The sequence below is a fragment of the Trinickia symbiotica genome (assembly GCF_003028655.1).
In the GTDB taxonomy this organism is placed as follows: Bacteria; Pseudomonadota; Gammaproteobacteria; order Burkholderiales; family Burkholderiaceae; genus Trinickia; species Trinickia symbiotica_A.
This window is the reverse complement of the sequence record NZ_PYUC01000011.1, coordinates 62,177-86,643: the sequence shown is the minus strand read 5'-3', so window position 1 is coordinate 86,643 and position 24,467 is coordinate 62,177. Positions and strand designations below refer to the sequence as shown.

The window sequence follows — 24,467 nt, the reverse complement described above, 5'->3', positions numbered from 1 at the left end:
TGCTTTCCCCAACACCAAAACGCGGCGGGCGGCGGCAAGCCGTCCCGCTTAGTGCAATGCGCCCTGTCCGTGGCGCATCTTCGCGACGAACTCGTTGGCCGTCTCGTTCGGCATCGTGCTCGCGTGAACGTGCGCGATGCGCCATTCGCCGCGCTCGTGAACCATCACGTAGGTCGTGTAGACCATGCGCGGTGGCGCGAGCGGGTCATGCAGCCGGTGCGCTTCCGCGACGGCATAGACGACGGTTCCGAGGCTGTCGTAGACACGGACGTCGAGCGGCTCGACCGCGGCCGGCAGCGCCTGCCCGGCCGCCAATTGCGCAAGCCCCGCGCGAATGCTGTCGATGCCATGCCAGTGTGAGCCGCTCGCGTCGATGAAGCTCGCGAAGTCCTCGTCGATCCACAGGGCCATCAGGCCGTCGATATCGTTTTCAGCGACGGCCTGGTAGTACGCGTTCAGTGTGTCGGCTGCGGCTTCGAAGAGTCGGGCAAAGCGTGGCATCGGATAGCTCGTCCAGGTTTTTTCTCGCGCACGAAGGCGCTTCGTTCGGCTGGCTTGGTCGGCGTATGCGCACACTGCAACCATGCGCGTTCGCCTGCCGGCCAAGCCCAGTTCTTCCGCCCGCCGTGTCGCGCCCTCGCTCAATGAACGCACGAAGGCGGGTGCGGCGTCCGTGCGTCAGCGCTCGCCGAGCAGCATCCCGCGCAGATCGCCGAACACCTGCTCGGCCGTGAGCTCACGCAGGCACCGCAAGTGACCGAGCGGGCATTCGCGCGCAAAGCAGGGGCTGCATTCGAGGTGGAGCCATTGTACCTTCGCAAGGTCCGATAACGGCGGTGTGTGGCGTGGATCGCTCGAGCCGAAGACGGCGACAAGCGGGCGCCGCAGCGCCGCGGCCACGTGCATGAGCCCGGAGTCGTTGCTGACGACGGCGCTCGCGCGCGCGATGAGCGCACACGCTTCCCCGAGCGAAGTCTGGCCGCAGAGGTTGCGCAGCGTCGGCGCCCGCTCGGCGATGGCTTGTGCCAGCGGCGCATCCTTGCCGGAGCCGAGTGCGACGATCTGCGTATAAGGGAACGATTGCCCGATCATCTGCGCGAGCGACGCGAAATGCTCGGCAGGCCAGCGCTTCGCATTGCCGTACTCGGCGCCCGGACAAAAGACGACGAGCGGCACGCGCGTGTCGAGATTGAAGCGCGTCGATACGCGCATCGACTCGTTGAGGTCGGTCTCGAGACGGGGCGTCGGCAGGCGCGCCGAAAGGTCCGAGAGGTTGGCGCCGGGCGCATAGGCCAGCGCGGCGTAATGCGCGGCCATCGGCCCGCGCGCGTCCTTGCTCGGATTCGCATGACGGACGTTGAGAAGCCCGTAGCGCCGCTCACCCGTATAGCCGATCCGCAGCCGGATGCCGGCGAGCCACGGAATGAGCGCCGACTTCAGCGAATTCGGCAACACATAGGCCGCGTCGTAGCCCACGTCGCGCAAATCGGCGGCAAGTTGCCAGCGCCGCATGAGCTGCAGCTTGCCGTGAGCGAGGTCGGTGGCGTGGACCTCGTGGATTTCGGGCATGCGCTCGAGGACGGGCGCGACCCAGGCGGGCGCGAGCGCATCGATGACGATGCGCGGATGCAGCTGCCTCAGCAGCGCAAAAAGCGGCTGCGCCATCAATGCGTCACCGATCCAGTTCGGTGCGATAACCAACGCGCGACGCATCAGTGTCAGTGTCCGAGGTCCAAGTCAAACGCGGCCGTTCATGGGGCCGCCAGAGGCAGTGAAATTGAGCGAAGCCGCACGCCGCCCGTTCGATCCGAGCGGGGCGCAGCGGCTTCGGTAATTCAATGCGGCGTCGAGCGTGCCGTCAGTGATGACCCTTGACGACTTCTCCGTCGCGCAGCTTGTAGCGCGTGCCGCAGTAGGGGCAGCGAGCTTCACCGTGCGAGACGTCGATGAATACGCGCGGATGCGTGCTCCAGCGTGGCATGGAGGGGTTGGGGCAGTAAGCGGGCAGATCTTTCGCTGACAGCTCGACCAGCGGCATTTCTTTGATGGTGCTCATGAGGGCCAATTCTCGTTGTATGCGATGTGCTGCGGCGATGCGGGCGCGGCAAGCGAGGCCGGACCATTGCCGGCGTCGCGGCGCGGGCCGTGCGTCACACCTTCGTGAGCCAATGGGCGTATTTGGCGTTCTTGCCCGAGACGATATCGAAGAACGCCGATTGCAGCTTCTCGGTGATCGGGCCGCGCACGCCGCTGCCGATCGTCCGATTGTCGAGCTCGCGAATCGGCGTCACCTCGGCGGCCGTGCCGGTGAAGAACGCTTCGTCGGCCGTATAGACTTCGTCGCGCGTGATCCGCTTTTCGATGACTTCGATGCCGGCTTCCCGCGCAAGCGTGATGATGGTATCGCGCGTGATGCCGTCAAGGCACGACGAGAGGTCAGGCGTGTAGATCTTGCCGTTGTTCACGAGGAAGAAATTTTCGCCCGAGCCTTCGGAAACATAGCCGTCGACGTCGAGCAGCAGCGCCTCGTCGTAGCCGTCGGCCGTCGCTTCCTGGTTCGCGAGGATCGAGTTGACGTACCAGCCCGATGCCTTTGCGCGCACCATTGAGACGTTGACGTGGTGGCGCGTGAACGACGACGTTTTCACGCGAATACCCTTCGTGATGCCTTCCTCGCCGAGGTAGGCCCCCCAGGGCCAGGCCGCGATCGCGACGTGAATGGTGTTGCCCCGCGCCGACACGCCGAGCTTTTCGGAGCCGACCCAGGCGATCGGCCGGAGATAAGCCGACTCGAGCCCGTTCGCGCGCACGACCTCGGCTTGGGCGGCGATCAGCGTTTCGCGATCGAACGGAATATCCATCTGGAAAATCTTCGCCGAATTGAAGAGCCGTTTCGTATGCTCTTTGAGGCGGAAGATCGCCGTGCTGCCGTCAGCCGTCTTGTAGGCGCGCACGCCCTCGAAGACGCCCATGCCGTAGTGCAGCGTATGGGTGAGGACGTGGATCGTGGCATCGCGCCACTCGATCAGCTTGCCGTCCATCCAGATCTTGCCGTCGCGGTCGGCCATTGACATTCGTAATCTCCTAGCGGGTGGGCCCCGTGCGGTAAATGCGCCATTTTAGCGTCTTTTGCACTCATTCCGGACATGGAGTGCGCAAAGGGGCGATATAATCGGGCGCTTGCCGGTTCCGCCGTTCTTTGCCCCGATGCTCTCCCGCCTAAGCCCGACCGACCGTGCCGCTTTTCTCGACGGCGCGCGCACGTACTCGCCGACGGTGATGGCGTTGATCTCGTGGGGCCTCGTGACGGGGATCGCGATGAGCAAATCGGTGCTGACGATGCCGCAGGCGCTCGTGATGTCGGTGCTCGTTTATGCCGGCTCGTCGCAGCTTGCCATCCTGCCGCTCCTTGCCGCCAAACTGCCGATCTGGACCATTCTGCTGACGGCGGCGATGGTCAATCTCCGGTTCGTCATCTTCAGCGCCGGCCTCGTGCCGCACTTCTCCTATCTGTCGTTCTGGCGGCGCGTCGCGCTCGGCTACTTCAACGGCGACATCGTCTATCTGCTCTTCCTGAAAAAGTCGTTCCCGACGGGGCGCGTGCCCGGCAAGGAAGCCTACTTCTGGGGGATGGCGGCCGTCAGCTGGACGAGCTGGCAGGTGTCGTCGATTGCCGGCATCGTGCTTGGGAGCATTTTTCCCGACAACTGGGGGCTCGAGCTCGCGGGCACGCTTGCGCTCGTGCCGCTCGTCGTGGCGGCCATTGCCAACCGGTCGACGCTCGCGGCTGTCGCCGTGGCCGCCGTCATCGCGATCGTCGCGATCGATCTGCCGTTCCGGCTTGGGCTGCCGCTCGCTGTCCTCGCGGCGCTCGGCGCGGGCAGTGTTGCGGATCTGCTCGCTGATCGGGCGGCCGGGCGCCGCATCGGCACCGAGGCCGGTCCCGGCGTGCGCGAGGAGAAGGCGCCGTGAGCGCGACGCAGATCTGGCTCACCATTGCGGGGATGACGGTCGTCACCGCGGTGACGCGCGCGTTCTTTCTACTCGGCGGTGAGCGCGCCACGCTGCCCGAGCGCGTCCAGCGCGCGCTGCGTTACGCGCCGGCGGCCGCGCTCGTCGCCGTGATCGTGCCCGACGTGCTCGAGACGCCTGAGGGCTTATCCGTCGCGCTCGGCAATCATGCGCTCTACGGCACGCTTGCGGGCCTCGCCTGGTTTCTCTGGCGACGCGGCATGCTCGGCACGATCGTTGTTGGGATGCTTGTTTTTACGGCACTGAGGATTTGGGGTTAGGCGGCGCCGACAACATCAGCGAGCCCGCCTTTTCCAGAAGCTCTAGCGGCGTCAGCAAAATCGCAGCCTGTCGGTTGCCGTCCTCACCTGTCTTCGACGTACGAAGCGCTGGTGACGCCTTTTGCGCCGAGCGCATCTCGTACGTTGGCTGTGCTTGAGGCTGCGAGTTCCGAAAGCGTGCGATCACGGTCTCGACATACCGGCGCGTTTCCGGGAACGGGGGAATGCTCGATCCATATCGTTCCACGGCGTTCTCGCCCGCGTTGTAAGCGGCGAGCGCAAGCTCGAGATCGTTGCCGAACCGATCCAAAAGCCACTTCAGATAGGCGGCGCCGGCGCTCAGGTTTTCGCGCGGATCGCGCAGGTCTTCAAAGCCGAAACGCCGCCCGGTCGCCGGCATGACCTGCATCAGACCAATCGCCCCTTTGGATGACACGGCTGACGCGTCATATCCCGATTCTGTTCTCACGATTGCATGGAGCAATCCGGCGTCGAGCCGGAACGCGTTGGCGGCCGATGCGATAAGCGGATCGTAGCGCGCTTGCCTGCCTGAGTCGATCGAAGGCTGCAATGATGGAGCGACTCGCGAGGCTGCACGCGGCGGTATCGTCGGGCTGAGCGTTGGCGGCGGCGGCGTGGGTCCGGTTTCCCATACGAGCGGCGCATTAAACGGACTTTCATCGGCGCGGGCGGGCGTGATATTGACGAAGCCTGTTGCGATCGCGAGGCCTGCGCAAAGTGCGCGGACGTGGGCATTCATGCGATGACCCGAGCAGGCACGTTCAATCCGAGACATCTTCTTCTTTCTGCCCTTCGTCTCGCTCGTATTGAAGCTTCATGACGAGGCGCAGGATCTGCGCGACTGGCTCGAACAAGCTCGACGGAATATACCCGCCTGCCTCCGTATGCGCCGCGAGAGAGCGCGCGACGCGGATATTCTCGACGACGGGAACGCCTGCCTTGTCGGCGAGATCGACGATGTGTTGCGCACGCGCGCCGCGGCCGATCTCGAGAACTTGCGGCAGTGGCGTTTCAGGCGGGCGGTAGAAGAGACAAACGGCGATATGCGTGGGGTTGCGTACGACGACGTTCGATTTGCCGACGTTGGCGGCCAGGCTGCCGCTTTGCACCTCGCGGTGGACCTGCTTGCGCTTGTGCTTGACGTCAGGGTTGCCCTCCGAGTTCTTGTACTCCTGTTTAACATCGTCGATCGACATCATGAGCTGCTTCATCGTGTTGTAGCGTTGAAACGCGTAATCGGCGATGCTGAACAACACATAGAAGGCGAGCAGGGCGCACCACATCCAGTAGAGCAGCTTAATGCTTAGTCGCAAGCCGCACGAAACACTGCACAAGGGCAAAAACTGCAGGGAAGGACCGTATTGGCGAATCAGATAGAAGAAGATGAGCGAAAGCAGCCCGACCTTCGACGTTGATTTGGCCAACTCGAAAAGGCTGCGCATCGAGAACATCTGTTTCAGGTTTGCGAGTGGATTGACCTTGTGGAGCGATGGCTTGATCGCCTCGTGGGCGAGTAGAGGGCCGGTTTGCGCGACCACCGCGGCAACTGTCACCACAACGAGAAGCGCAGCGATGCCGACAGTGAAGCGCAGCACCAGCTCGGTGATCGCGCCCATGAGCCGGCCCGCGGCGCTCACGAAATCGTCGTTGGAGACTTCGACCGAAAGCGCGCTGAGCGCTTCGAACCCCTGCAGCAGATGCCTGCCTTCCACGATGAAGTAACCGAGCAGGCTGGCCAACTGCACGCCGGACGTAATCTCGACACTTTTCGCGACCTGCCCCTTCTTGCGTGCGTCGCGCAGCTTCTGCGGAGTGGGCTTTTCGGTCTTCTCGCTCATCGCTTCAGCGAAAGCAACACACGGGCGGCGTGGGCGAACGTCGACGAGTATTCGACGAATGCGTGAAACGCAAAACCCGAGCTCATGATCAAGAGCAGGGCCGCGAATGCGCTTTTCAACGGCATCGATAGAAAGAAGACGTTCAGCTGCTGCGCGGAGCGGTTGACGAGGCCGAGTGCCATGTCGACGAGCAAAATGCCCACTAGTGCGGGCATTGAAAAGCGCAGGCAGAGTTCGTACATCAGTTGCCAGTCGCGCAGAAAAAACGAGAGCCACTTCGCATCTCGGGCGAGCGTCACTCCGGGAGGAAGCGTGCGATACGAGTCGTAGATCGCCGCGACGAGTTCGTTGAACCCGCCGGTCATCATGAACAAGAGGCTGAATACATGCGAGAAGACGATGCCCAGCAGGGAAGACTGTTGCCCCAGCATCGGATTGAGGACGTTGGCCATCGTCGCCCCACGCATGGTGTCGATGAACGAGCCGGCCATATCGAGAGCCCAGAACGGAATCGCGGCGGCAAAGCCGATCACGAGGCCGATCACGATCTCGGTACAGGCTGTCGACAACCAGGTGGGCCACGCACGGCGAGCGGTGTCGACGGCAGGCCACGCGTCATGAAGCGGCAGCAGCGGAAGCGCGGTCAGCAGAATCAGCGCATTGCGTGTCAGCGTGCCGCCGAGCGTCGAGCGGTTGAAGAGCGGCACCATCAGAACGACGGCAAGCGGGCGCAATAGGGAGAACCCGAGGGCCGACAGCCATTGCGCCCACGATGCGGCACTCATGACGCTGATCGCACTCATGGCTTCATGCGTGCGATCTGGTCGAACGACTGGTTTGCATAGTTGAGCAGAACGTCTCCCATCCAGTGATAGGTGCCGGCGAGCGTTGCCGCGACCGCGAGCAGCTTGATGAGGAACTGCACTGTCTGATCCTGGACCTGCGTGAGCGCCTGGACGAGGGAGACCAGTACGCCGACGACGGAGGCGACCACGACGACCGGAAGGGAAAGCAACAAGACGAGCCACATCATCTGTGCGGCAAGCTGAGTGACGACGGCCTCGCTCATTGAAACGTTCCAGGTATCACGAAAACGACAGCAGCAACTGGCCGATGAGCTTCTGCCAGCCGTTCATGAGCACGAAGACGAGCAGCTTGAGCGGCAGTGAGATCGTCATCGGCGAGACCATCATCATCCCCATCGCGAGAAGCACGTTCGATACGACGAGATCGATCGCCACGAAGGGAAGGTAAAGCAACAGCCCGATCTTGAAGCCCTCCTTCATCTGGCTGACGGCGAACGCCGGCATCAGGACGAGCAGCGACTCATCTGCGATACGAGAACGGTACTTTTCCGGCCACATGTTATGTCCGATATCGGCGAAAAAGCGGACCTGATCGGGTGATGTATTGCGCTGAAGGAAGACGCGATAGGGCGAGAGCACGCTCGTTTCGGCTTGGTTCGTGAAATCGTCTGCGTCGAGCGCAAGCGGGTGGCTTGCGAGGTTGTCGCGGATCTCGAGTCCGATCGGCGCCATGATGAACAGCGTCAGGATCAAGGCGAGGCCGTACAACGCGATGTTCGGCGGAATCTGCTGCGTCCCCAATGCGTTACGGAGCAACGAAAAGACGATCGTCAACTTGAGGAACGACGTTCCGAGAACGACGATCAGCGGGGCAATCGAAAGCGCGAACAATAGAACGACGAGCTGAATGGGCTGATTCAGCAATGTCATTGAGGACTCCGGGATGCATCACGGTCGGGGCTGGATTGTCGAGCCTGCCGGTGCGCGCGGACATCGGGCCGGCACCTGAATATCCTGCGCCGTTGTTACATCGCTTCAATCCTTGCCGCCAGCCGCCCGTCGATATCGAGCAACGTCGCGCGCGCAATCGTACGTCCGCCCACTTTCAGCGCGACGAGCTCGTCGACGCGCGCCTGACCGTCCAGGATGTCGCCGGGTCTCAGCGCGGCGAGCGCGCTGATCGGCACATCGAAGCGGCCAACAACGGCTACGACTGTCACGATCGGGTCATGCGCTACCTGATCGTCCGATGCAGTCTTTTCCCGTGCGGGCGTGGTCGGCTCGACATCGAGCCAATCGTCGAAATCATCCATGACTTCCTCGATGGAAAAAACACCGGCCTCGCTGTATTCCACGCGAGCGAGCGGCTTGTTTGCGAATAACCCGAACTCACCTCGCGCGACACGGTACGCTTGACGAAGCACGAGCGCATCGCCGATGCGCAGACTCTCGGCGAGGTTGCGCGCGATGCTGCTCCATCCGGCGACGAGGCTTGTCCGAACGCGTATTTCAGGCAGGTCGTCCACAGGGCACGGCGCGAGCCGATCGGCGAGTGCATCGAGCCAGTGGACCGGGGCTTCAAGTACGAGCAGGTCGAGATCGTCATTTCCTCGCTCGGCTCGCAGGCACCAGTCGAGCCGCCGCTCAACCGTGCACCCTCGCAGCGACGCGCCGACAGGCCAAGGCGGCGGCTCGCCATCGGCCGATCCTTCGAGGCCGGAGCCGATCGTATCGAACGTCCATGCCGCGAGTGCGTCGTGGAGCTCGGCCGGAATCGTCGAGGCATCGGGAACGGCGAGGAGAGGCTCGATCCAGCGGCACCACTGCCTCTCGTCGACCCAGAGCCGCACGGGGTCGGGGCCGAGCGCACCCGAGAGCACGAGCCCGTTGCCGCCGGGCGAGCGCCGATAAGCGAGCGCCAATGCGCGGTCGGCGAAATCGATGCGGCGTCCAGCGCCTACCTTGCGCAGCAGCCGGGCACCCCGCTCGTCAAGGCGCGGTAGTCGGCGAATTGCAGTGCTCAAGTGCTCCCTCCATCTCGACCGACACGTCGAGCCCCAGCTGCGCGGACAGCGCCTGGGCCAATTCTTTGGCTGAAACGGGTTGCGCGTCGCGGTGCAGGACGGCGCGTGCGCGCACGCGGATCGAAAGGTGTTGGCCCCGGCGGTACGCCTCGATTTCGGAGCCGGCCAACGGGCCGTTCGCCAACCGAACCTTCAGCGCGTCAAGATCGAAGCGCGCCGGCGCGGCGAACGCATTCATGCTCTGCTCGCCTTGGGTCGGTGCGCGCAACGCGTTGGAGGATCGCGGCGACTGCGCGAGCGTGGGGCGTTCGCGCAGATCGTCGCGTGGTCGCAGAGCCGCAGTGGGTAGCGAATCGCTCCTGTTGGCGACCTCGTCCAGAAGCGCCCGAAAATGGCGCTCGTCGCCGGCGCTGCCATTGGCGCCTTCGCGGCCCGCCTCGAGGGATAAACGAGAGCCGTATCCCACGGCCTTTGGTAAGCGCATGGCTTCTACTCCAGCAATGTCATGAACTTGTCCTGCGCGATCACCGCCTTTTGCAGCAGCCGGTTTTGCCGATCGCGTTCGATTCTCACTTCCTCGAGCAACCGGTTGACCGCATCGATGCGCTCGAGAAAGCGACGCTCGGCCAGGTAGTAATCGCCGAGTTCAACCTTGAGGTCGCGCAGCGCCTCCTGGTCGAGGACATCGACGATGTCGCACCGTTCTCGCCACCGCTCGCGCAGACCGGCAAGCTCCACGCGAATCTCATCGAATTGGGCGAGCAACGCGCGTTCGCGGCGCGAGAGCGCATGAAGCGCCGCGCGGATCGATCGCTCGCGGCGCGCCTTGAGCGACACGAGTTGCCTCAGCACTACCCTTGCACCGTCTTCCACAGCAGTGAGACCGTCTCCTCGAAATCGTTCGTTTCGCCAGTGCGTTGGCACAAAAAGGCGCGTATCGCTTCTTTGCGGGCGAGCGCTTCGTCGGCCTCGGGGTCCTGCCCTTGCTGATATTCGCCGACGCGCACGAGCAACTCGATTTCCTTATATGCAGCCATCAGGCGGCGCAGTCGGCCGGCGAGCTCGACGTGCTCGGCGCTTGACACTTGCGACATGATCCGGCTCACGCTCGCGCCGACGTCGATGGCCGGATAGTGATTCGCTTCGGCCAGCTTGCGTGAGAGCACGATATGCCCATCGAGAATCGATCGAACTTCATCCGCAACGGGCTCGTTGAGGTTGTCGCCTTCGACGAGCACGGTATAGATACCGGTGATGCTGCCCGTGCGCGCAGGACCGGCGCGCTCGAGCAGACGCGGCAAGCGGGCGAAAAAGCTGGGCGGATAGCTGCCTGCCGCGGGCATTTCCCCGGCCGCGAGGCCGATCTCGCGGCACGCGCGGGCGAAACGGGTCAGCGAATCCATCATCAGCAGCACGTCCTTGCCCTGATCGCGGAAATATTCGGCGATCGTGGTGGCCGTGTAGGCAGCCTTCAATCGTTCGAGTGCGGGACGATCGGAGGTCGAAACGACGACGACGCTGCGTTTGCGCGCTTCCTCGGAAAGCGTGTGATCGAGGAACTCTCGGACTTCGCGGCCGCGCTCGCCGATCAGCGCGAGAACGATGACATCGGCGCCGGAATGCTCCCCACGCGCACTGACCAGGCTGCCGTCGCAGATCATGCCGAGCAATGTGCTTTTCCCACCGCCGGCTGCCGCGAAAACGCCGATTCGTTGTCCTCGCCCACAGGTGAGCAAGCCGTCTATCGCGCGAACGCCGAGAGGCAGGGGTGTGTCGATGATGGGGCGCGTCAGCGGATCCGGTGCGTTGCTGTCGAGCGCGCGATACGCGCAATTGCGCGCCGTGACGGCCGCATCGAGCGGCCGCCCCATTCCGTCGAGCACCGCGCCGAGCAGAAACGGGCCGAGCGCGATTTCGTGCGGACGCCCGAGCAGCTCGACTTCGCTGCCGGCCTTCATGCCGAGTGGCTCGGCGAACGGCGAGAGCAGAGCAAACTCGCCGTGCACGCCGACGACCTCGGCCTCGATGCCCGAAGGATGCAGCCGGCATAACTCCGCGAGCCCCGCGCCGGGCAGCGACGCGCGCAGCAGCGTCGGCCCGACTTCGGTGACGCGGCCGTAGACCTTTTCGACAGGCAGCGCGTCTCGTACGCGTTCGACGCGGCGCGAGAGGCGAACGGCCAGCGCAGCCTCGATCGTTTGGGCATCGGGATGACGCATCGTCATTGCGCTTCGAACCACTCAATGTTACCCATGACACGCAGCTCGGCCTCGTCGCCGATCTCCTGAAACGAGAGGACGGGGACCGCGAAGAACTCGCGCTCGATGAGCTTGCGCAGGAAACGCCGCACGTCGATCGCCGTGATCAGGATAACGTTGCGATCCTCGGTGCCGGCGAGCGCTTCGCGCACGTGTTCCACGATCGCCTTGCTCTGATGCGGATCGAGCGCGGAATATGAGCCCGCCGACGTTTGCCGCACGGATTCCCGGATCATGTTTTCGATTGCGTCGCCGATCATCCAGCCGTTGATCCACGGACGGCCCGCCCGGTGGCGCGTGGTGATGTGACGCCGCAGGGCGAGGCGCGTGTACTCGGCCAGCATCACCGGATCCTTCTCTCGCGGCGCCCATTCGATCAGGGCTTCGAAGATGCTGCGCAGGTCGCGAATCGACACATTCTCTTCGACGAGACGCTGCAATACGTCGGCGATGCGCCCGATCGGCAATTGCCGCTGCACTTCCTTCACGAGTTCCGCGTAGCGACCTTCCATCGCATCCATCAGGAAGCGCGTCTCCTGAACGCCGACGAACTCCGCGGCGTGATGATCCACCACCAGCGAAAGGCAATGCGCGATGCGCGCGTCGCCCTCGTAGAGCGTCGTGCCAAGCGCCTGCAGCGCACTGGCGCTTTCTCGCTCGACCCATTGAAGCTGAAGACCGCCGAACGGTAGCTTGTCGACGCGTGCGGGATCGTCAAGTGGCGCGGTGCGGGCATCGGCCAGCAGCATGTCATCGGCAATGACCACACTCAGCACCGGCTCCTGATACACCAACACCTGCAGCGCGCCCGCGTCGAGCGACGAACCGTGAGCGACCTGTATTTCGGGCAACGGAATGCCGAGCGCTTCGAACTTCTGCGCGCGCAAGTCGTTGAAGAGCGCGGTGTAGCGGTCGGCGCGCATCAGATCGCCGGCGACACGGATCATGAGAGGAACCGCGCCTGGCGTCATGCCGGCGCCCGCATGACTCGCCTGGGTGTCGCCGCGCTCATCGGCGCCGTCTCCCGAGACGGGTCCCGCCATGCCGCTCGCGCGGCGCTTTCTGATCCTCCACGCGCAGCCGAACACCGCGATGGCGAGAAGCGTGAAGTAGGCAATGGGAAAGCCCGGAATCAATGCGAATACGACGAGCACGCCAGCCGCAAGCAAAAGCGCCTGAGGCTGTCTGCCGACCTGCTCGGCGAGATCGGCCGCAAGATTGCGGCGTTGCTCGCCGGGAACGCGCGTGACGACGATCCCGGCCGTGATCGAGATGAGCAGGGCGGGAATCTGGCTGATGAGCCCGTCGCCGATCGAGAGGATGGCATATGTCGACATCGCCTGCGTCGCGCTCATGCCGTGCATGAATACGCCGATCGCGGTGCCGCCGAGAATGTTGACGAGGATGATGATGATGCCGGCGATCGCATCGCCCTTGACGAACTTCATCGCTCCGTCCATCGCGCCGTAGAGTTGGCTTTCCTTCTGCACGAGACCGCGCAGGCGCCGCGCTTCGTTGGCGTCGATGACGCCCGCGCGCATGTCGCCGTCGATGCTCATCTGCTTGCCGGGCATACCGTCGAGCGAAAACCGCGCGCCGACCTCGGCGACGCGCTCCGAGCCTTTGGTGATGACGATGAACTGTACGATCGTGATGATCGTGAAGACAATGATGCCGACGGCCAGATTGCCGCCCACGGCGAAGTTGCCGAACGTGTAGATGATTTCCCCGGCGTCGGCCTGCAACAGGATCAGGCGAGTGGTGCTGATGGTGAGCGCGAGACGATAGAGCGTGGTGATGAGCAGTACCGACGGGAATGCCGAAAACTCCAGCGGCTCGCGAATGTAAAGCGCCATCATCAACAGCACGATGGAGATCGTCAGATTGATCGCGATCATCAGGTCGACGAGTGCCGTCGGCAGCGGAATGATCATCATGAAGACCGCGACGAGCAACATCACGGCGAGGATGATGTCCTGGCGCTTGGCAGCGATCGCGAGCCATGCCGTCAGCCGTTTCATGCGCGCCCGCCTGCGTGGTGCTCGAGCATGCGGCGCATCGCCTTGTAGCAGGTGAGCCACTCGCCGCTGTCGCTGCCGGGCGCGGGCGAGCAGGCGAGCAATTGATAGTCGCGCACAGCAAAGGCGCGTACCGGCACGCCATGCATCGCGGCGGGCCGCCAGGTTGAAAGCAGCTGCTTCAGGATGCGCGCGCGCTCCTTGGCGTCGACGCGAGCCGCGAGCGTCATCACCACGCGCTCATTGACCACCTCGACGTAGAGTCGAAACGGTGGCAACGCGAACTCCATGCGCGGTTCGATTCGAATGACAGGTAGCTCGGCGAGGCGAACGAATTGCTCCAGCCGTCGCTGCGTTTGCAGATTCATCTCGTTTGCGTGTGTGCGCGGGCGGCGCCGGCGGACTGCCGATGAGGCGTGCATTGTCCGCGATGCCAACGAGGCGGCGACATCGGGCGAAGACCTGAAAGCCGTGGCGATGGCTTTCGCGCAGATATCAGTGACGCGCGGACCGCCCATTGGCCAGGGCGGACGTGCGCAATCCGAGGCGGTACGCCCAGTTCGCGAGGTCGACCGCGTTATGCGCATCGAGCTTGCGCATCAAATTGAGCCGATGGGTCTCGACCGTCTTGATCGATATGCTCAGCCTGTCGGCGATATCTCTGTTGCGCGCGCCTTCGGCAACGAGTTGGAGCACTTGGCGCTCGCGGCTTGTCAGCGTCGACCGTATCGTCGAATCGGACGAGCCCGAGTCGATCTGCGTCCGATCGAGCGCAGGGTCGAGATATCGGCCGCCACGAACGGTCGTTGCAAGCGCGGCCATGAGCGCATGCTTCGAGCCCGCCTTGCGCACATAGCCATTCGCGCCCGCATCGAGCGCCTCGCGCGCCCTGGCCTCCGTTCCGTCGGCGGTTAGCACCACGACGTACATTCCGGGCCATCTGCGCTTCAATTGGCGAATGACTTCGATGCCGTTCATGCCCGGCAATGCCAAGTCGATGATGACGATATCGGGCTGCAGCGCGTGGCAAGCCGCGCAGACTTCCAACCCGTCGGCGGCCTCTCCGACGACTCGATAAGACGGCTCTGCATTCAGCGCGTGCTTGATGCCATCGCGGAGCAAAAGATGGTCGTCGACGATCAGCAAGCGATGTATCTTGAGCACTGCGATCCTCCCAAGGGCTAAGCGAAGAGACGGACTCGCGGGCGTGCCGTGCGTGCACCTCCCGTGTTTCCGAAAAAGAAAATTCGAGAGAAAGCTAAGGCTATCACCGGATCGTTAGCGTGAGCGCGGACTGCCAAAATCTCAGTTTTTTCACCGCTATCGCAATGCACTTTCCGTCACCGCTTGCCAATCTGGGATCGATCTCGAGCGTCGAGCAACGCGGGGCGCGGTGGTTCTTCGAGATCGCCGGCGCGCAAGCCTGGTGTTGCGACTTTTCTCAGGGCTTGTGCGTTGCCGTGAAATTAGTATGCGCATCGATCGATGACGATTGGCTCGAACGAGCGACCTTATGGCTTGCTTCGATCCGCGATGCGCTCGACGATGCTTTCGCGCTCGACGACGACGGATTGTGGCTTGTGCGGCGGTACGAACCGCAACTGGCGGACACGGAATGGGAAGCGCTCTTCAATCAGCAGGTGGCGATCGCGAATCGACTCGGCGATCGGCAACGGCACCGGTGCCAGCGCACGAACAACGAGCGGACGCCAAACCTCGAGGCATGGGCGTAGTGAGCCGAGGCTTCTCGGCTGCCGCCCGGTGCTTCGCCATTGCGGCGCTCTTCATACCGCAGGCAGGCGCCGAAGCGGCGATCCGGACGAACGGGGCGCCGGCGTTCGTCTTTTCGACACACGGTGCAAAGCTTGCCGCGGTCGTGCGCGATATGGGCGCCAACTACGGCGTACCCGTTTTGGTGAGCCCGCGCGTCGACGGCGCGTTCATCGGGCGCGTCGATGCCATGCCATTCGAGCGCGCGCTCGATTCGCTAGCCCGCCTTTATCGCCTCGCGTGGTACTACGACGGTCGAGCGATCTATGTCTACAAAGCGGACGAAGTCGGTGCCGATCTTTTTACGCCGGCCTACTTGCCCGTCGATACTTTGATGACCGAGTTGCGTGACACGCAGTTGATGGCCGCAGGGCGCTGCGATGTGCACCCCGTGTCCGGTTCGAACGCCATTCAGGTGCACGGGGTCCCGGTTTGCGTCGAGCGCGTCACGCAGTTTCTCAAGCGCGTCGACGAGCAAAAGCTCGATCGCGAGCGCAACGAGGAAGGGATCGAGCTGTTTGCGCTCAAGTACGCGGCCGCAACTGACGCCACCTACGCTTATCGAAGCGAGCATGTGACCGTCCCTGGTGTCGTCTCCCTGCTCAGAGAGATGACGCAGGGGCGCACGCCGCAGTTGAGTAACGACAAGGCGGCGCAGGCGGCGGGCGACAGTGTTCTGCCAATGTTCTCGGCCGACCCGAGGCAAAACGCAGTGGTCGTCCGTGACAAGAAGATCAACCTGCCGCTTTATGCGAAGCTGATCGCGCAGCTCGATCATAAGCCCAAGCTCGTGGAGATTTCGGTAACGATCATCGATGTCGACGAGCAGAACCTCGGCCAGCTCGGCATAGACTGGGCCGCGACCACGCGGATCGGCGGGGGATCTGTGACTTTCAACGGATCCGCCTCGCCCGGCGATTTCTCGACCATCGTCGGCAACATGGGGGCCTTTCAGGTGCGGCTGTCCGCGCTCGAGCAGGACGCGAAGGCTCGCGTGCTGTCGCGGCCGTCGGTGCTGACGCTCGACAATCTGCAGGCCATCCTCGACAGGAATGTCACGTTCTATACGAAGCTCGTTGGAGAGCAAGTGGCCAAGCTCGAGTCCGTATCGACAGGGTCGCTCTTGCGCGTGACACCTCGTGTCATCGAAAGCGACGGTCACGCTGACATCATGCTGAGCCTGAGTATCGAAGACGGGCGTCAGATCGACCCGATAAGCCGGGCCGAGCCGCTGCCGCAAACGCTCAATTCCGAAGTTACGACGCAGGCGCTGCTGAAAGCAGGGCAAGCGTTGCTGCTCGGCGGGTTCGTGCAAGACGAGGAGCGCGCAGGCACACGCAAGATTCCGCTGCTTGGCGATATCCCCATGCTCGGCAAGCTGTTCGGCACGACGCAGAAAGCCAGCCGCCGCGCCGTCAGGCTCTTCCTGCTCACGGCCGAACCTCGGACGCCGTCGTAACCGGACGACATGGACAGCGGATATAAGCTCAAGTGGCTGAACGGGTTGCTCGCGGGCCGCGAGCTGGCCTTGCCGGCCGGCGAGATTTCCCTTGGCGGGCCGGACGCGGACGTCGCCGTCACGCTCGAAGACGGGCGGCAGGCCGTGCTCGTCGTCGACGATGGCGGCGTCAAGCTGAACTCGCAAGTTCCGATGTGGGTCGACGGCCATCGATGGGAAAGCGACGACAGGCTGCCGCTCAACGTGACGATCGACATCGCCGGGCAGGCGTTTGTCCTTGGCGTGGCGTCGGACACGCTGGCGAACCTGCCGGTCCCCGCTCGCTGTGGCCGAGCATCGCTGCGAGCGAATGAGGGGCTGAAAGGGCAGCAGGAGAGGCGAGGGTGGCCTCGGTGGCAAAAGCCAATCGCACTGCGCACGCTCGGCGTTTGCATCGTCGCGATCACTGCGCTCGGTTGCGCGGTGGCGGCGCTGCTGTTGTCGAAGCCGACACGAGAGGCGGCGCCGGCCCGATCGGAACCGTCGCTCATCGCGCGTTTGCAGAGACAGCCCCCGCACGGGGTGGAGATCGCCGAGGACGCGTCCGGTCTCGTCGTCCTCTCGGGATACTGCGCGGATTCAGCCGAGATCGACCGCCTGCGGCAGCAACTGCAGCAAGCGGGGCGATTGGTTCGCGACGATAGCGTGTGTGCGGACGTACTGCGCCGAAACGTACGTGCCGTTTTGAATTCGAATGGTTATGAAGACATTGATGTGCGGGACGCCTCCACGCCAGGAGCGGTCGTCATCCATGGCGCCATTGCTACGGATGCGCAATGGCGATCGACAGCTGAGCAATTGCGCGCCGTCCGCGGACTGCGCAACTGGTCGGTCGTGGACGACGGCGCCGAGTCGTTCGAGAGGCTGTTGCAAATGTTGAAAAAGCGCGACTTGATCGAAGGGATCAGCCTCTCGGTCGACGGGAGGTCGCTTGTCGTGACGGGCGCATTGTCGGCGGAGCGGTCACGGATGGTCGAGGACGTCATCGCGCAATACAACCTCAGCGCGGTGGGCATCCCGGCGCGCTTCGAAAAAATGGCAGCGGCCGCGGCCACCATCGGATTGCTGCCAGCCAGCATAGTGAGTGTCGGGGGAAATGCGAACGCGCTTTTCATCGAACTCGAGAACGGCATGCGCTTGCAGCGCGGTGCGGTATTGCCGAATGGGTTTTCAGTGTATGCGCTTAGCACGTCATTCCTGGAGCTGCGAAGGGGACCGCTGCTCATCGCAGTACCGCTCAATCTATAACGGATCGTATTCAAAAATAGGCGACGAGGTTCTTATGACTCGCATCACCTGTCTGGAAGACATGCTTTACGAGGATGGCGAAGGATCGGCGCGCGTTGTGCTGCTGGAGGAGCTGCGCCGTGCGGAGGGGGAACTGCGCAGGCAATTGCGGACGCCGGAGAAGCGCGAGAAGCATGACGCGATGCTGCGTTGTGCGCAGGCGATGGCAAGTGCTCAGGTCGTGATCGAAACGCTTTGGCGTCGCTATCACGTCCATGCCGCATAGTGATTGCCGGCGGAAATGGCTTAGACGCGGTGGTTCATCCGCAATCTCGTCGAAATTCGAAAGAGCACGCAGGACAATTGGCCTATCGTTGGATTGGGTAAAGCCCATCCATACCTTTCTTTGGAGGTCGACTTATGACTATCAAGCCTACCGCGTCGTTTCCGTCCGCGTCTTCCATATCCGAGGTCAAGCCATCCGACCCATCTCGAGCGGCAGGTCGTGCCAGCGCTAATTTCTTGACGGAAAGTGAGAAATGCGAAATGTTGCAGAACCGGGGTTACAGCAAGCTGCTAAAGGAGCGCACCGGCAACCATTTGATGCTTACCGCTCACCGCGGAATGGGGCCCACGAGCGTATTCGGCTCGACTTTTCCTGAGAAGTATCTGCCCGAAAATAGCCTTGTGGCGATAAGGGCAGCCATTCTTCAAGGCGCTGATGCGATCGAGATCGACATCTTCAAATCGAAGGACGGCCAGGTCATCGTTACCCACGACGACGAGATATGGCGCAACGAATTCGGAGCGGACCGGAGCGGTCCAAAGCCCCCTCTCCGGGAAACGACCTCTTCCTATCTCGTCGGCCAAAAGACCGCCGACGAGCTGAAACAGGTGCGCATCGGGCGCAACGGCGAAACGATGCCAACGCTCTCCGAAGTGATGGAGTTGGTCAACGATGCAAACGTGACGCTGACGCAATATGGCGAGAAGCCCATCCTTTTAAATATTGAGCTGAAGGATGCAACGGCCGTTTCGGCGACGCTAGATCTGATTGCCGATGGCGCTGCAGAGAACGGGGGCACCCCGATCGAAAATATCGTGTTTTGCTCGTTCAAGCACGAGGCGCTCCGACAATTGAAGGCTGAGGCGGAGCGCAGGGGGATGAGCGGAATCAATATTGCTCCTGGCATCAAGACCGCCGATCTCTTTGGCAAGGAGCAAATGAATGCGGACTTCACGCTCAAAGACCCGAAAGCTAAGTACCAAGCGAATGCGGAGGCAAATCTCCGGAAGCTCGTCGAAGGCAATGGCTTCCAGGGTTACGATGGCATACTTTGGGATCTGCGCAAGCCGATTGTCGATCTCGCACTAGACGGAGGAAAAGCGCTCCACGCGTCGACGTCCGACTTCCGTCAGTACAACGATAATCGTGACTTCGCCCGGGTCTTGCTCGAACTGAGCAAGCGCGTCGACACGTTCTTCAAGTGCGACAACGTCGATGACGCGAGAAAGGTACTGCTCGAATCCAGCATGCTGATGGCGGGCATTGGCATTCAAGTGATGCACAAGACGGCGGAGGACGGCAGCGACTGCTTTTACTTCTGCCAGGCCGGCGGAACCGACACCCGCGATATTTTGGCGACCGGTGCAAAAAAGCCGATCGCATATTCGAAGCTCGGACGCGACTGATTGCCGAGCGCGGCGAGTAATGCAGCCTTGACGCGACGCCGCCATTCGCGTCGCGTCAGCGTTCCGCCTCGTGTTTCGCGCAGGCGCTCTCTCGTGGGAAGCCGCCGATTGTCACCAACGGGCGGCCCAGTCGGCCCCCCTTGTCCGGCCGACTAGTCGGCCAGCATATCGAGGCAACTGGAGAAAGCCTCGAGCATGACGTCTCTCTGCTCGTCGTCGTTGAAGCAGTCGCCCGGCAGCAGCTTGACGACTTCGCTCAGCCTCTGCACGAGCCGGTATTGCTGTGTCTCGTCAGTCATCAGAGCGCCCGCGCGGTCGGCAATCCAGTTCTTATCGAGCCAGACTTCCTGAACGGCATCGATCAACAGCCCCAATACCGTATCCCCATCGACGTCCGCACTGTGCAATGAGCGGGCGAGTCGCTCACAATGATCCTCCATGCCGAGGAATTGCAAAATGCGCTTAAGATCCCCGATAACCGCAGCGAGCTGCGCTCCCGTCGCGGGGCCCTCCGCCGAAAGCTCGAACGCGAGCGCGCGAATCAACGTCTTCAGCTTCCGTTTGCGGTCCGCAAGCCCGCGCAACTGCTCGAACCATTGCGCAAGCCTCGGACGTTGCGCCGACGCGCGCCGGTAAAGCTCGCGAAGCTCCGCGAGTCCCGCTCGACCAACGGGGCCGAATTCGAGGCGATTGAAGAGCAGCAGCACCCACTCTTCGCTTTCCATGACGGTGGATAAAGCCTCTTCGAGGCGACGGCGGGCTTTCTCGTCGAGCTTGCCGCCTCGCAGACAGGCCGCGAGGACCAGTGCCATTTCGCCGGCGTCGAACTTTGCCCGCCGCATTTCGTCATAGGGCGCGGGCGATTGCTCGATTTCTGGAACGCGTGCGCGCAGTTCGTCGACGTGCTCAGTGGCAACCTCCGCTAGCTTGCCGAGCATCGCCTTCGCACGCGTCTTATCGGCACGGCCTTCTTTGAGTGCGCGCGCGTCGCGTGCCCGCGCCCCAATCGCGAAGCCGATATCTTCGACAGTTTCAGTGTAGGACGCCTTATCGATGCCGCTCAAGCTGGCTTGCAGAGAGGCAAACTCGCCAGGGTTTGAGCTCAATTCGTTTTGCGCCATCTCGAAGGCGGAATCCGCCGGGAACGCCTGGCTCGCGTCCGCCGGAACAGCGGGCTGAGATGGATGTAAGGCCTGTGCCGTTTGCGGCTTGGGACCCGACGCGTTCACCTTGTCGACAATCATGGCGTATGGTCTCCTTCGTTGCCTGTGCCTCGCAGTTGCGCCAGTACCGATTGCAAATGGGTGTCGAGATCGATGCGTATCTGGACGAACGGCGTTTCGATGACGGCCTGCGCATTCGTCAGCGTCGGGTCTGCCGTCACGTCGACCCGCCACCCGTTCTCGTCGCTCGCGCATTCGCGGCTCGTCGCGTCAAACGTTTCGCGCGCCACGCGCAATGTCATGGTGCGATGCTCGGCACTTTGCCTCAAGCGCTCGCGGACCCGCTCAGAAAGCCGCGTCGCGTCGTCTTGCTCCGCCACGAACTCTGTGAGGGCCTCGGCAATGACCGCACCGATGCGCTCGTCAATGCGCGCCGCGATCTCTGCTTCGAGCGCGCTTTCGGCGATGCACCATTGCACGGTTTCGGCGACGAGCGAGGCTCGCATGGGCTCGAGCTCTGCTTGCGCGTCCGCGAGGCCCTGTTCGTGTGCCTGTGCGCGGATGCGCTGCGCGTCGCGTGTCGCATGGGCAAGCGTTTCCTCGGCGCTCGCGATCAGCGCGTCGGCCTCCCGGCGTGCCTCCGAGACGATCGATGCCGCGTCGAAGTAGAGCGCGAGCTCCTGCGCTCGGATGACAGGATCGGGCGGCACGCGGCCTTGCAGATAAACGATGGGAACCTGCATGAGCTCAAAGAAAGCGTGACAGCTTGACGAGGTGCTCAACCGCGCACCCCTCGTTCACGCATGGACTGTCGTCATCGGGGGGCAGCAACGTGGCAAGAAGGCGCGCGCAGACGCTGCGCTGCGCATCGCGGTGCCACCAGCGTGCACCGGCCAGGAAGGCTATGTCGGCGAGCTCATTCGGCGGGAGGCACGCGGCCCCTGTGTCCCAGCTATCGTGCAGTGCCAAAAGTTGATCGCAGGATTTCAGGTCGAGGTAGTTCGCGAGCGCCTCGCGATGAGATTTCAGCAACAGATGATCGACGCATCCGAGGGTGACAACGCCAAGCGCTGTCACCAATGCCGGCAAACGACGCTCGAGTGCGATCAGCAACTGGTCCGAGCCGTAGAGCGAGGCGGGAAGCGGTTGCGACGGAAACGCACGCTGCCTGACGATCAGGCGATCGATCGAAGGGCGACACGCAGGGCGGGCCAGATAGCTCGCGCGCCAACCGTCGAGCGACAGGCGACTCCACCATGCCTCGTGCATCCATGCACCCGGGCGCCATGCGAGCTCGTGAAGTCGCCGCAGACCCGCGTCGACGGTCGTGCTCATGATGCAGTGCGCCTGCGGCGAAAAAACCATACGCTCGCGGCGACCGCGGCCCCGGCGAGTGCGGTGGCCATGACGAGCAAGGTCGCTAGCCATCCGCCGAGCCATGAGGAGGCCGGCGCATGGGCGCGCGCCGTTTCGCTAGCCGCCGCCGTCTCGTGCGGCGCGCCTGGCAAGTATCGATAGTCGGCGCGCTGCATCACGACACTGATGTTTGCAGGGCTCAAGCCTGGGACGCCTTTCAGAACGAGATTTCTGATGTCCGTCTCCCTGCTTTCGAGATTACGGTCGGGGCTGTATTTGATAAAGACCGACGCGGACGGTATCGGAGGATCGTATCGATTGGGGCTCGGACTTTCGGCAATGGCGACCTGGGCGTCGATGACGCCATCGATGCCGCGCAGCATGTTGCCGAGCCCTTGTTCCTTCAGAAAGATGATCTTCGCCTGCTCTTGCGCCGGCGAGCTCACGAGCTGTCCCGAGGGGAACAAGTCCTGGACCGTGACGACACTCGCGCGCGGCAGGCCGTTCTGACGGAGCAGCTCGATCGCGTTGACGAATTGCGACTTGTCCACGAGGATTGTCGCCGTGTCGCTCTTGAGGATCTTCTTTTCGGCGTCGATATGGCGCAGTAGAAGCAGCGCAAGCATCGTGTTCGCCTCCCCTTCGGGGAGATTGCTATAGAGCTCGACCTTGCACCCGCCGAGGAGCGAGACCGCAAGAACGATGCATCCGAGCCTGAGGTGCCGCCGCATCACTGCATGCTCGTCAGTTTGTTGATGCCCTGCGACACGGCACCTGCTACTTTCGCGGTTAGGTCGACTTCGACGATCGCGCGCAGCAACGTCGATTGCGCCGTGAGCATCTCGATGGGCCCCTTCTCGACGACCGACGGTTCGCGTGCATTTCGAATGGCCGTGTCGACGCCGGTGGATGTCTGGTTCAGACCGGATGTGACGACGTCCTCCGGCAGTTGTCGAGCCGCGCCGAAAAGCGCTTGCGTGAACGCGTCGACCTCGTGCGCGGACGGCGTGCGCTGCGAGTCGCGCACATTGGCGAGCCGCTGGGTCTGGGTGGCTTGGGTCGGATCAATGTCCATGCCGGATATCCTTGCGGGAATGGGTGTGGCGGGTGAGCGGCGCGAAATGCACAGCGCGGGGATCGACCGCGCCTGCGCGCTTCTCGGGCAGCAGCAGGCGAAGCGTTCCGGCTTCCGCCGAAGCGTCGTTTTCGAGCAGGTGCGCCGCTTCCTCCAGTTCGCCGAGGCCGATCAGGATCGTTGCCTCCAGCAGGCGGCGAAGATCGGGCGCCGGAACGAGATCAACGAGCGCAGCGCGGATCGCTTGCGCTTCGGCGAACAAGCCGTGGTTGACCGCGGCGAGGCCCGCTTGCACAACGAGCCGGCGAATATCGCTCTCCATCAGATTTTCTGAATGATGCCTTGCATCATGTCCTTGACGGCCTTCAAGACCGCGCTTTGGTAACCGATGAAGATCGAGTACTGCTGGATCGCGAACTGCGCCTGCAGCATTTTCGCGGGGTCCGTGAGATCGGCTGAAGTCATTTTCGACTGCACCTCTTGGCCGGCCTGCGCCGCAAGCTGAGAAAGCTGATTGTTGACGACTTCGACATCCATGATTGGCTCGCGTGAGAGCGGGTGTTCGATAGGGGGCGATCAAGCGGTCTTCAGGCGGCGGCGCCTTGCGCGAATCCGAGTTTTCTTGTCTCGCTCATGCGAAATTGCGTCGGATTGCAATGAAACCGCTTGCGGAAGCTGTCGGTGAAGTGGGCGTGGTTCGCGAAGCCGCATTCGAGTGCGATATCGAGTACGCGCATGGAAGTCGACTGCAGCATCTCGCGAGCACGCGTCAAGCGCTTTTCGAGCAGCCAGCGCTTGGGCGACATCCCGTACTTTTCTCGAAACAGCATGTCGAATTTGCGACTTGGCATGCCGAACTCGTGCGCATACCGTTCCACAGACCATTGCTTGAGGCAATTCGCTTCGATGAATTCGATCAACGCGGCATCGCCGGCCATCGCGTATCGCGCGAGCGCGGAAAAGTAGGCGCGGTCGAGCGCGAGACAGTAGGCGTAGACGAAGCGAAGGAGCATCTGCGGCGCGGTGTCGGCGAGCAGCACGAGCGTTTCGACGACGCCGGGGGACGCTGCGACGATGCGCACGGGCTCCGGCACGAATCGAAGTGGAATCGTCGTGTCGAGCAGATCGGCGATGTCGGGATAAAGCCGCTGAAAGTCCACCGAACCGACGTTGATTTCGTGAAGCTCCTTTGCGGCGTCTGTTCCGCAAATGGCGGCATCGCCGCATGCTACAGCGATGCTATGTGCCGCGATGGCATGCGCCGCGCCTCGCACGAGGACGTGGCCAGATTGTTTGCCGTACAAGAAATGCACTTTTTGCATGAAACGCTCCGCTGAGGCATTGCGCCGTTCGAGCAATGGTGCGACCTGGCTTGATGTCCGGGTATCAGGCCAGCACCTGAAGCGTTAGTCGTTGTTGCGCGAGGGCG

31 protein-coding genes are annotated in these 24,467 nt (G+C 62.8%); 7 read left to right on the top strand and 24 right to left on the bottom strand.

Annotated elements, in window-relative coordinates; all coding sequences use genetic code 11:
* Positions 1–48 precede the first annotated feature (48 nt).
* The 4 genes from C9I57_RS21685 to C9I57_RS21670 form a co-directional block, all read right to left on the bottom strand.
* Complete coding sequence (locus tag C9I57_RS21685; RefSeq protein ID WP_107152801.1) at positions 49–501, bottom strand: nuclear transport factor 2 family protein; 453 nt, start codon at positions 499–501, stop codon at positions 49–51.
* A gap of 177 nt (positions 502–678) precedes the next feature.
* Positions 679–1,713 (bottom strand): lipopolysaccharide heptosyltransferase II, encoded by a 1,035-nt coding sequence (waaF, locus tag C9I57_RS21680; protein WP_107152685.1) that lies wholly within the window; start codon positions 1,711–1,713, stop codon positions 679–681.
* Positions 1,714–1,858: 145 nt separating this feature from the next.
* Positions 1,859–2,056: a zinc-finger domain-containing protein gene (locus C9I57_RS21675; protein WP_107152684.1), complete on the bottom strand. Its 198-nt coding sequence runs from the start codon at positions 2,054–2,056 to the stop codon at positions 1,859–1,861.
* A 94-nt stretch (positions 2,057–2,150) separates the two neighbouring features.
* Complete coding sequence (locus C9I57_RS21670) at positions 2,151–3,074, bottom strand: branched-chain amino acid transaminase (RefSeq protein WP_107152683.1); 924 nt, start codon at positions 3,072–3,074, stop codon at positions 2,151–2,153.
* A gap of 133 nt (positions 3,075–3,207) precedes the next feature.
* Between C9I57_RS21670 and C9I57_RS21665 the strand changes: the two genes are divergently transcribed.
* Both C9I57_RS21665 and C9I57_RS21660 read left to right on the top strand, forming a co-directional pair.
* On the top strand, positions 3,208–3,972 hold the full coding sequence (locus C9I57_RS21665; RefSeq protein WP_107152800.1) for an AzlC family ABC transporter permease: 765 nt from the start codon (positions 3,208–3,210) through the stop codon (positions 3,970–3,972).
* Positions 3,969–4,292 carry an AzlD domain-containing protein gene (locus C9I57_RS21660; protein ID WP_107152682.1) on the top strand — a complete coding sequence of 108 codons (324 nt, stop codon included), beginning with the start codon at positions 3,969–3,971 and terminating at the stop codon, positions 4,290–4,292. The genes C9I57_RS21665 and C9I57_RS21660 overlap by 4 nt, the downstream gene beginning before the upstream one ends.
* Here C9I57_RS21660 and C9I57_RS21655 read toward each other — a convergent pair.
* The 12 genes from C9I57_RS21655 to C9I57_RS21600 all read right to left on the bottom strand — a co-directional run bounded on the left by C9I57_RS21655 (position 4,267) and on the right by C9I57_RS21600 (position 14,421).
* Positions 4,267–5,052, bottom strand: a complete 786-nt coding sequence (locus C9I57_RS21655) for a lytic transglycosylase domain-containing protein (protein WP_258187771.1) — start codon at positions 5,050–5,052, stop codon at positions 4,267–4,269. The two genes, C9I57_RS21660 and C9I57_RS21655, sit on opposite strands and share 26 nt — an antisense overlap.
* Before the next feature lie 22 nt (positions 5,053–5,074).
* On the bottom strand, positions 5,075–6,151 hold the full coding sequence (locus tag C9I57_RS21650; protein WP_107152680.1) for an EscU/YscU/HrcU family type III secretion system export apparatus switch protein: 1,077 nt from the start codon (positions 6,149–6,151) through the stop codon (positions 5,075–5,077).
* Positions 6,148–6,954, bottom strand: a complete 807-nt coding sequence (gene sctT, locus C9I57_RS21645; protein WP_258187770.1) for a type III secretion system export apparatus subunit SctT — start codon at positions 6,952–6,954, stop codon at positions 6,148–6,150. The genes C9I57_RS21650 and sctT overlap by 4 nt, the downstream gene beginning before the upstream one ends.
* Complete coding sequence (locus tag C9I57_RS21640) at positions 6,951–7,220, bottom strand: EscS/YscS/HrcS family type III secretion system export apparatus protein (RefSeq protein ID WP_107152679.1); 270 nt, start codon at positions 7,218–7,220, stop codon at positions 6,951–6,953. Before C9I57_RS21640 ends, sctT begins: the two co-directional genes overlap by 4 nt.
* Before the next feature lie 16 nt (positions 7,221–7,236).
* Entirely contained in the window at positions 7,237–7,887 is a 651-nt protein-coding gene (gene sctR / locus C9I57_RS21635; RefSeq protein ID WP_107152678.1) for a type III secretion system export apparatus subunit SctR, read from the bottom strand.
* 95 nt (positions 7,888–7,982) lie between these two features.
* Complete coding sequence (gene sctQ, locus C9I57_RS21630; protein ID WP_107152677.1) at positions 7,983–8,981, bottom strand: type III secretion system cytoplasmic ring protein SctQ; 999 nt, start codon at positions 8,979–8,981, stop codon at positions 7,983–7,985.
* Positions 8,947–9,219: a hypothetical protein gene (locus C9I57_RS32480; RefSeq protein ID WP_146166247.1), complete on the bottom strand. Its 273-nt coding sequence runs from the start codon at positions 9,217–9,219 to the stop codon at positions 8,947–8,949. Before C9I57_RS32480 ends, sctQ begins: the two co-directional genes overlap by 35 nt.
* A 251-nt stretch (positions 9,220–9,470) precedes the next feature.
* Positions 9,471–9,833 carry a hypothetical protein gene (locus C9I57_RS21620; protein WP_107152675.1) on the bottom strand — a complete coding sequence of 121 codons (363 nt, stop codon included), beginning with the start codon at positions 9,831–9,833 and terminating at the stop codon, positions 9,471–9,473.
* Positions 9,833–11,200, bottom strand: a complete 1,368-nt coding sequence (gene sctN, locus C9I57_RS21615; RefSeq protein WP_107152798.1) for a type III secretion system ATPase SctN — start codon at positions 11,198–11,200, stop codon at positions 9,833–9,835. Before sctN ends, C9I57_RS21620 begins: the two co-directional genes overlap by 1 nt.
* A 2-nt stretch (positions 11,201–11,202) precedes the next feature.
* Positions 11,203–13,260: an EscV/YscV/HrcV family type III secretion system export apparatus protein gene (locus tag C9I57_RS21610; protein WP_107152674.1), complete on the bottom strand. Its 2,058-nt coding sequence runs from the start codon at positions 13,258–13,260 to the stop codon at positions 11,203–11,205.
* Complete coding sequence (locus C9I57_RS21605; RefSeq protein WP_107152797.1) at positions 13,257–13,625, bottom strand: type III secretion chaperone SycN; 369 nt, start codon at positions 13,623–13,625, stop codon at positions 13,257–13,259. The genes C9I57_RS21610 and C9I57_RS21605 overlap by 4 nt, the downstream gene beginning before the upstream one ends.
* A 127-nt stretch (positions 13,626–13,752) precedes the next feature.
* On the bottom strand, positions 13,753–14,421 hold the full coding sequence (locus C9I57_RS21600) for a two component system response regulator (RefSeq protein WP_258187769.1): 669 nt from the start codon (positions 14,419–14,421) through the stop codon (positions 13,753–13,755).
* A 164-nt stretch (positions 14,422–14,585) separates the two neighbouring features.
* Between C9I57_RS21600 and C9I57_RS21595 the strand changes: the two genes are divergently transcribed.
* The 5 genes from C9I57_RS21595 to C9I57_RS21575 all read left to right on the top strand — a co-directional run bounded on the left by C9I57_RS21595 (position 14,586) and on the right by C9I57_RS21575 (position 19,444).
* Positions 14,586–14,990 (top strand): hypothetical protein, encoded by a 405-nt coding sequence (locus C9I57_RS21595; RefSeq protein ID WP_107152672.1) that lies wholly within the window; start codon positions 14,586–14,588, stop codon positions 14,988–14,990.
* Positions 14,981–16,486 carry an EscC/YscC/HrcC family type III secretion system outer membrane ring protein gene (locus tag C9I57_RS21590; RefSeq protein WP_107152671.1) on the top strand — a complete coding sequence of 502 codons (1,506 nt, stop codon included), beginning with the start codon at positions 14,981–14,983 and terminating at the stop codon, positions 16,484–16,486. Before C9I57_RS21595 ends, C9I57_RS21590 begins: the two co-directional genes overlap by 10 nt.
* Positions 16,487–16,495: 9 nt before the next feature.
* The gene (gene sctD, locus C9I57_RS21585) at positions 16,496–17,773 is read left to right on the top strand and encodes a type III secretion system inner membrane ring subunit SctD (RefSeq protein ID WP_107152670.1); all 1,278 of its coding nucleotides are present in this window, start codon (positions 16,496–16,498) and stop codon (positions 17,771–17,773) included.
* 34 nt (positions 17,774–17,807) lie between these two features.
* Positions 17,808–18,038 (top strand): EscE/YscE/SsaE family type III secretion system needle protein co-chaperone, encoded by a 231-nt coding sequence (locus C9I57_RS21580; RefSeq protein WP_181321911.1) that lies wholly within the window; start codon positions 17,808–17,810, stop codon positions 18,036–18,038.
* A 134-nt stretch (positions 18,039–18,172) separates the two neighbouring features.
* Entirely contained in the window at positions 18,173–19,444 is a 1,272-nt protein-coding gene (locus C9I57_RS21575) for a glycerophosphodiester phosphodiesterase (RefSeq protein WP_107152668.1), read from the top strand.
* A gap of 152 nt (positions 19,445–19,596) precedes the next feature.
* Here C9I57_RS21575 and sctW read toward each other — a convergent pair whose 3' ends face one another.
* Genes sctW through C9I57_RS21540 form a run of 8 tightly spaced genes read right to left on the bottom strand, consistent with a single transcriptional unit; the run spans position 19,597 to position 24,360 of the window.
* The gene (gene sctW, locus C9I57_RS21570; protein WP_181321910.1) at positions 19,597–20,688 is read right to left on the bottom strand and encodes a type III secretion system gatekeeper subunit SctW; all 1,092 of its coding nucleotides are present in this window, start codon (positions 20,686–20,688) and stop codon (positions 19,597–19,599) included.
* Positions 20,685–21,350: a hypothetical protein gene (locus C9I57_RS32825; protein WP_181321909.1), complete on the bottom strand. Its 666-nt coding sequence runs from the start codon at positions 21,348–21,350 to the stop codon at positions 20,685–20,687. Before C9I57_RS32825 ends, sctW begins: the two co-directional genes overlap by 4 nt.
* 4 nt (positions 21,351–21,354) lie before the next feature.
* Positions 21,355–21,942 carry a type III secretion system domain-containing protein gene (locus tag C9I57_RS21565; protein WP_181321908.1) on the bottom strand — a complete coding sequence of 196 codons (588 nt, stop codon included), beginning with the start codon at positions 21,940–21,942 and terminating at the stop codon, positions 21,355–21,357.
* Positions 21,939–22,694: a type III secretion system inner membrane ring lipoprotein SctJ gene (gene sctJ, locus C9I57_RS21560; protein ID WP_107152665.1), complete on the bottom strand. Its 756-nt coding sequence runs from the start codon at positions 22,692–22,694 to the stop codon at positions 21,939–21,941. Before sctJ ends, C9I57_RS21565 begins: the two co-directional genes overlap by 4 nt.
* The gene (gene sctI / locus C9I57_RS21555; protein ID WP_107152664.1) at positions 22,694–23,038 is read right to left on the bottom strand and encodes a type III secretion system inner rod subunit SctI; all 345 of its coding nucleotides are present in this window, start codon (positions 23,036–23,038) and stop codon (positions 22,694–22,696) included. Before sctI ends, sctJ begins: the two co-directional genes overlap by 1 nt.
* Positions 23,028–23,360 carry an EscG/YscG/SsaH family type III secretion system needle protein co-chaperone gene (locus C9I57_RS21550; protein WP_107152663.1) on the bottom strand — a complete coding sequence of 111 codons (333 nt, stop codon included), beginning with the start codon at positions 23,358–23,360 and terminating at the stop codon, positions 23,028–23,030. Before C9I57_RS21550 ends, sctI begins: the two co-directional genes overlap by 11 nt.
* Positions 23,360–23,575, bottom strand: a complete 216-nt coding sequence (gene sctF, locus C9I57_RS21545) for a type III secretion system needle filament subunit SctF (RefSeq protein ID WP_107152662.1) — start codon at positions 23,573–23,575, stop codon at positions 23,360–23,362. The genes C9I57_RS21550 and sctF overlap by 1 nt, the downstream gene beginning before the upstream one ends.
* Positions 23,576–23,625: 50 nt before the next feature.
* Entirely contained in the window at positions 23,626–24,360 is a 735-nt protein-coding gene (locus C9I57_RS21540) for a helix-turn-helix domain-containing protein (RefSeq protein ID WP_258187767.1), read from the bottom strand.
* Positions 24,361–24,467 lie beyond the last annotated feature (107 nt).

Bases quoted from the DNA above. Each gene is read 5' to 3' on its own strand.
- C9I57_RS21685 (WP_107152801.1), bottom strand. From the start codon at position 501: ATGCCACGCTTTGCCCGACTCTTCGAAGCCGCAGCCGACACACTGAAC.
- waaF (WP_107152685.1), bottom strand. From the start codon at position 1,713: ATGCGTCGCGCGTTGGTTATCGCACCGAACTGGATCGGTGACGCATTG.
- C9I57_RS21675 (WP_107152684.1), bottom strand. From the start codon at position 2,056: ATGAGCACCATCAAAGAAATGCCGCTGGTCGAGCTGTCAGCGAAAGAT.
- C9I57_RS21670 (WP_107152683.1), bottom strand. From the start codon at position 3,074: ATGTCAATGGCCGACCGCGACGGCAAGATCTGGATGGACGGCAAGCTG.
- C9I57_RS21665 (WP_107152800.1), top strand. From the start codon at position 3,208: ATGCTCTCCCGCCTAAGCCCGACCGACCGTGCCGCTTTTCTCGACGGC.
- C9I57_RS21655 (WP_258187771.1), bottom strand. From the start codon at position 5,052: ATGAATGCCCACGTCCGCGCACTTTGCGCAGGCCTCGCGATCGCAACA.
- C9I57_RS21650 (WP_107152680.1), bottom strand. From the start codon at position 6,151: ATGAGCGAGAAGACCGAAAAGCCCACTCCGCAGAAGCTGCGCGACGCA.
- sctT (WP_258187770.1), bottom strand. From the start codon at position 6,954: ATGAGTGCGATCAGCGTCATGAGTGCCGCATCGTGGGCGCAATGGCTG.
- C9I57_RS21640 (WP_107152679.1), bottom strand. From the start codon at position 7,220: ATGAGCGAGGCCGTCGTCACTCAGCTTGCCGCACAGATGATGTGGCTC.
- sctR (WP_107152678.1), bottom strand. From the start codon at position 7,887: ATGACATTGCTGAATCAGCCCATTCAGCTCGTCGTTCTATTGTTCGCG.
- C9I57_RS32480 (WP_146166247.1), bottom strand. From the start codon at position 9,219: ATGAATGCGTTCGCCGCGCCGGCGCGCTTCGATCTTGACGCGCTGAAG.
- sctN (WP_107152798.1), bottom strand. From the start codon at position 11,200: ATGCGTCATCCCGATGCCCAAACGATCGAGGCTGCGCTGGCCGTTCGC.
- C9I57_RS21610 (WP_107152674.1), bottom strand. From the start codon at position 13,260: ATGAAACGGCTGACGGCATGGCTCGCGATCGCTGCCAAGCGCCAGGAC.
- C9I57_RS21605 (WP_107152797.1), bottom strand. From the start codon at position 13,625: ATGAATCTGCAAACGCAGCGACGGCTGGAGCAATTCGTTCGCCTCGCC.
- C9I57_RS21595 (WP_107152672.1), top strand. From the start codon at position 14,586: ATGCACTTTCCGTCACCGCTTGCCAATCTGGGATCGATCTCGAGCGTC.
- C9I57_RS21590 (WP_107152671.1), top strand. From the start codon at position 14,981: ATGGGCGTAGTGAGCCGAGGCTTCTCGGCTGCCGCCCGGTGCTTCGCC.
- sctD (WP_107152670.1), top strand. From the start codon at position 16,496: ATGGACAGCGGATATAAGCTCAAGTGGCTGAACGGGTTGCTCGCGGGC.
- C9I57_RS21580 (WP_181321911.1), top strand. From the start codon at position 17,808: ATGACTCGCATCACCTGTCTGGAAGACATGCTTTACGAGGATGGCGAA.
- C9I57_RS21575 (WP_107152668.1), top strand. From the start codon at position 18,173: ATGACTATCAAGCCTACCGCGTCGTTTCCGTCCGCGTCTTCCATATCC.
- sctW (WP_181321910.1), bottom strand. From the start codon at position 20,688: ATGATTGTCGACAAGGTGAACGCGTCGGGTCCCAAGCCGCAAACGGCA.
- C9I57_RS32825 (WP_181321909.1), bottom strand. From the start codon at position 21,350: ATGCAGGTTCCCATCGTTTATCTGCAAGGCCGCGTGCCGCCCGATCCT.
- C9I57_RS21565 (WP_181321908.1), bottom strand. From the start codon at position 21,942: ATGAGCACGACCGTCGACGCGGGTCTGCGGCGACTTCACGAGCTCGCA.
- sctJ (WP_107152665.1), bottom strand. From the start codon at position 22,694: ATGCGGCGGCACCTCAGGCTCGGATGCATCGTTCTTGCGGTCTCGCTC.
- sctI (WP_107152664.1), bottom strand. From the start codon at position 23,038: ATGGACATTGATCCGACCCAAGCCACCCAGACCCAGCGGCTCGCCAAT.
- C9I57_RS21550 (WP_107152663.1), bottom strand. From the start codon at position 23,360: ATGGAGAGCGATATTCGCCGGCTCGTTGTGCAAGCGGGCCTCGCCGCG.
- sctF (WP_107152662.1), bottom strand. From the start codon at position 23,575: ATGGATGTCGAAGTCGTCAACAATCAGCTTTCTCAGCTTGCGGCGCAG.
- C9I57_RS21540 (WP_258187767.1), bottom strand. From the start codon at position 24,360: ATGCAAAAAGTGCATTTCTTGTACGGCAAACAATCTGGCCACGTCCTC.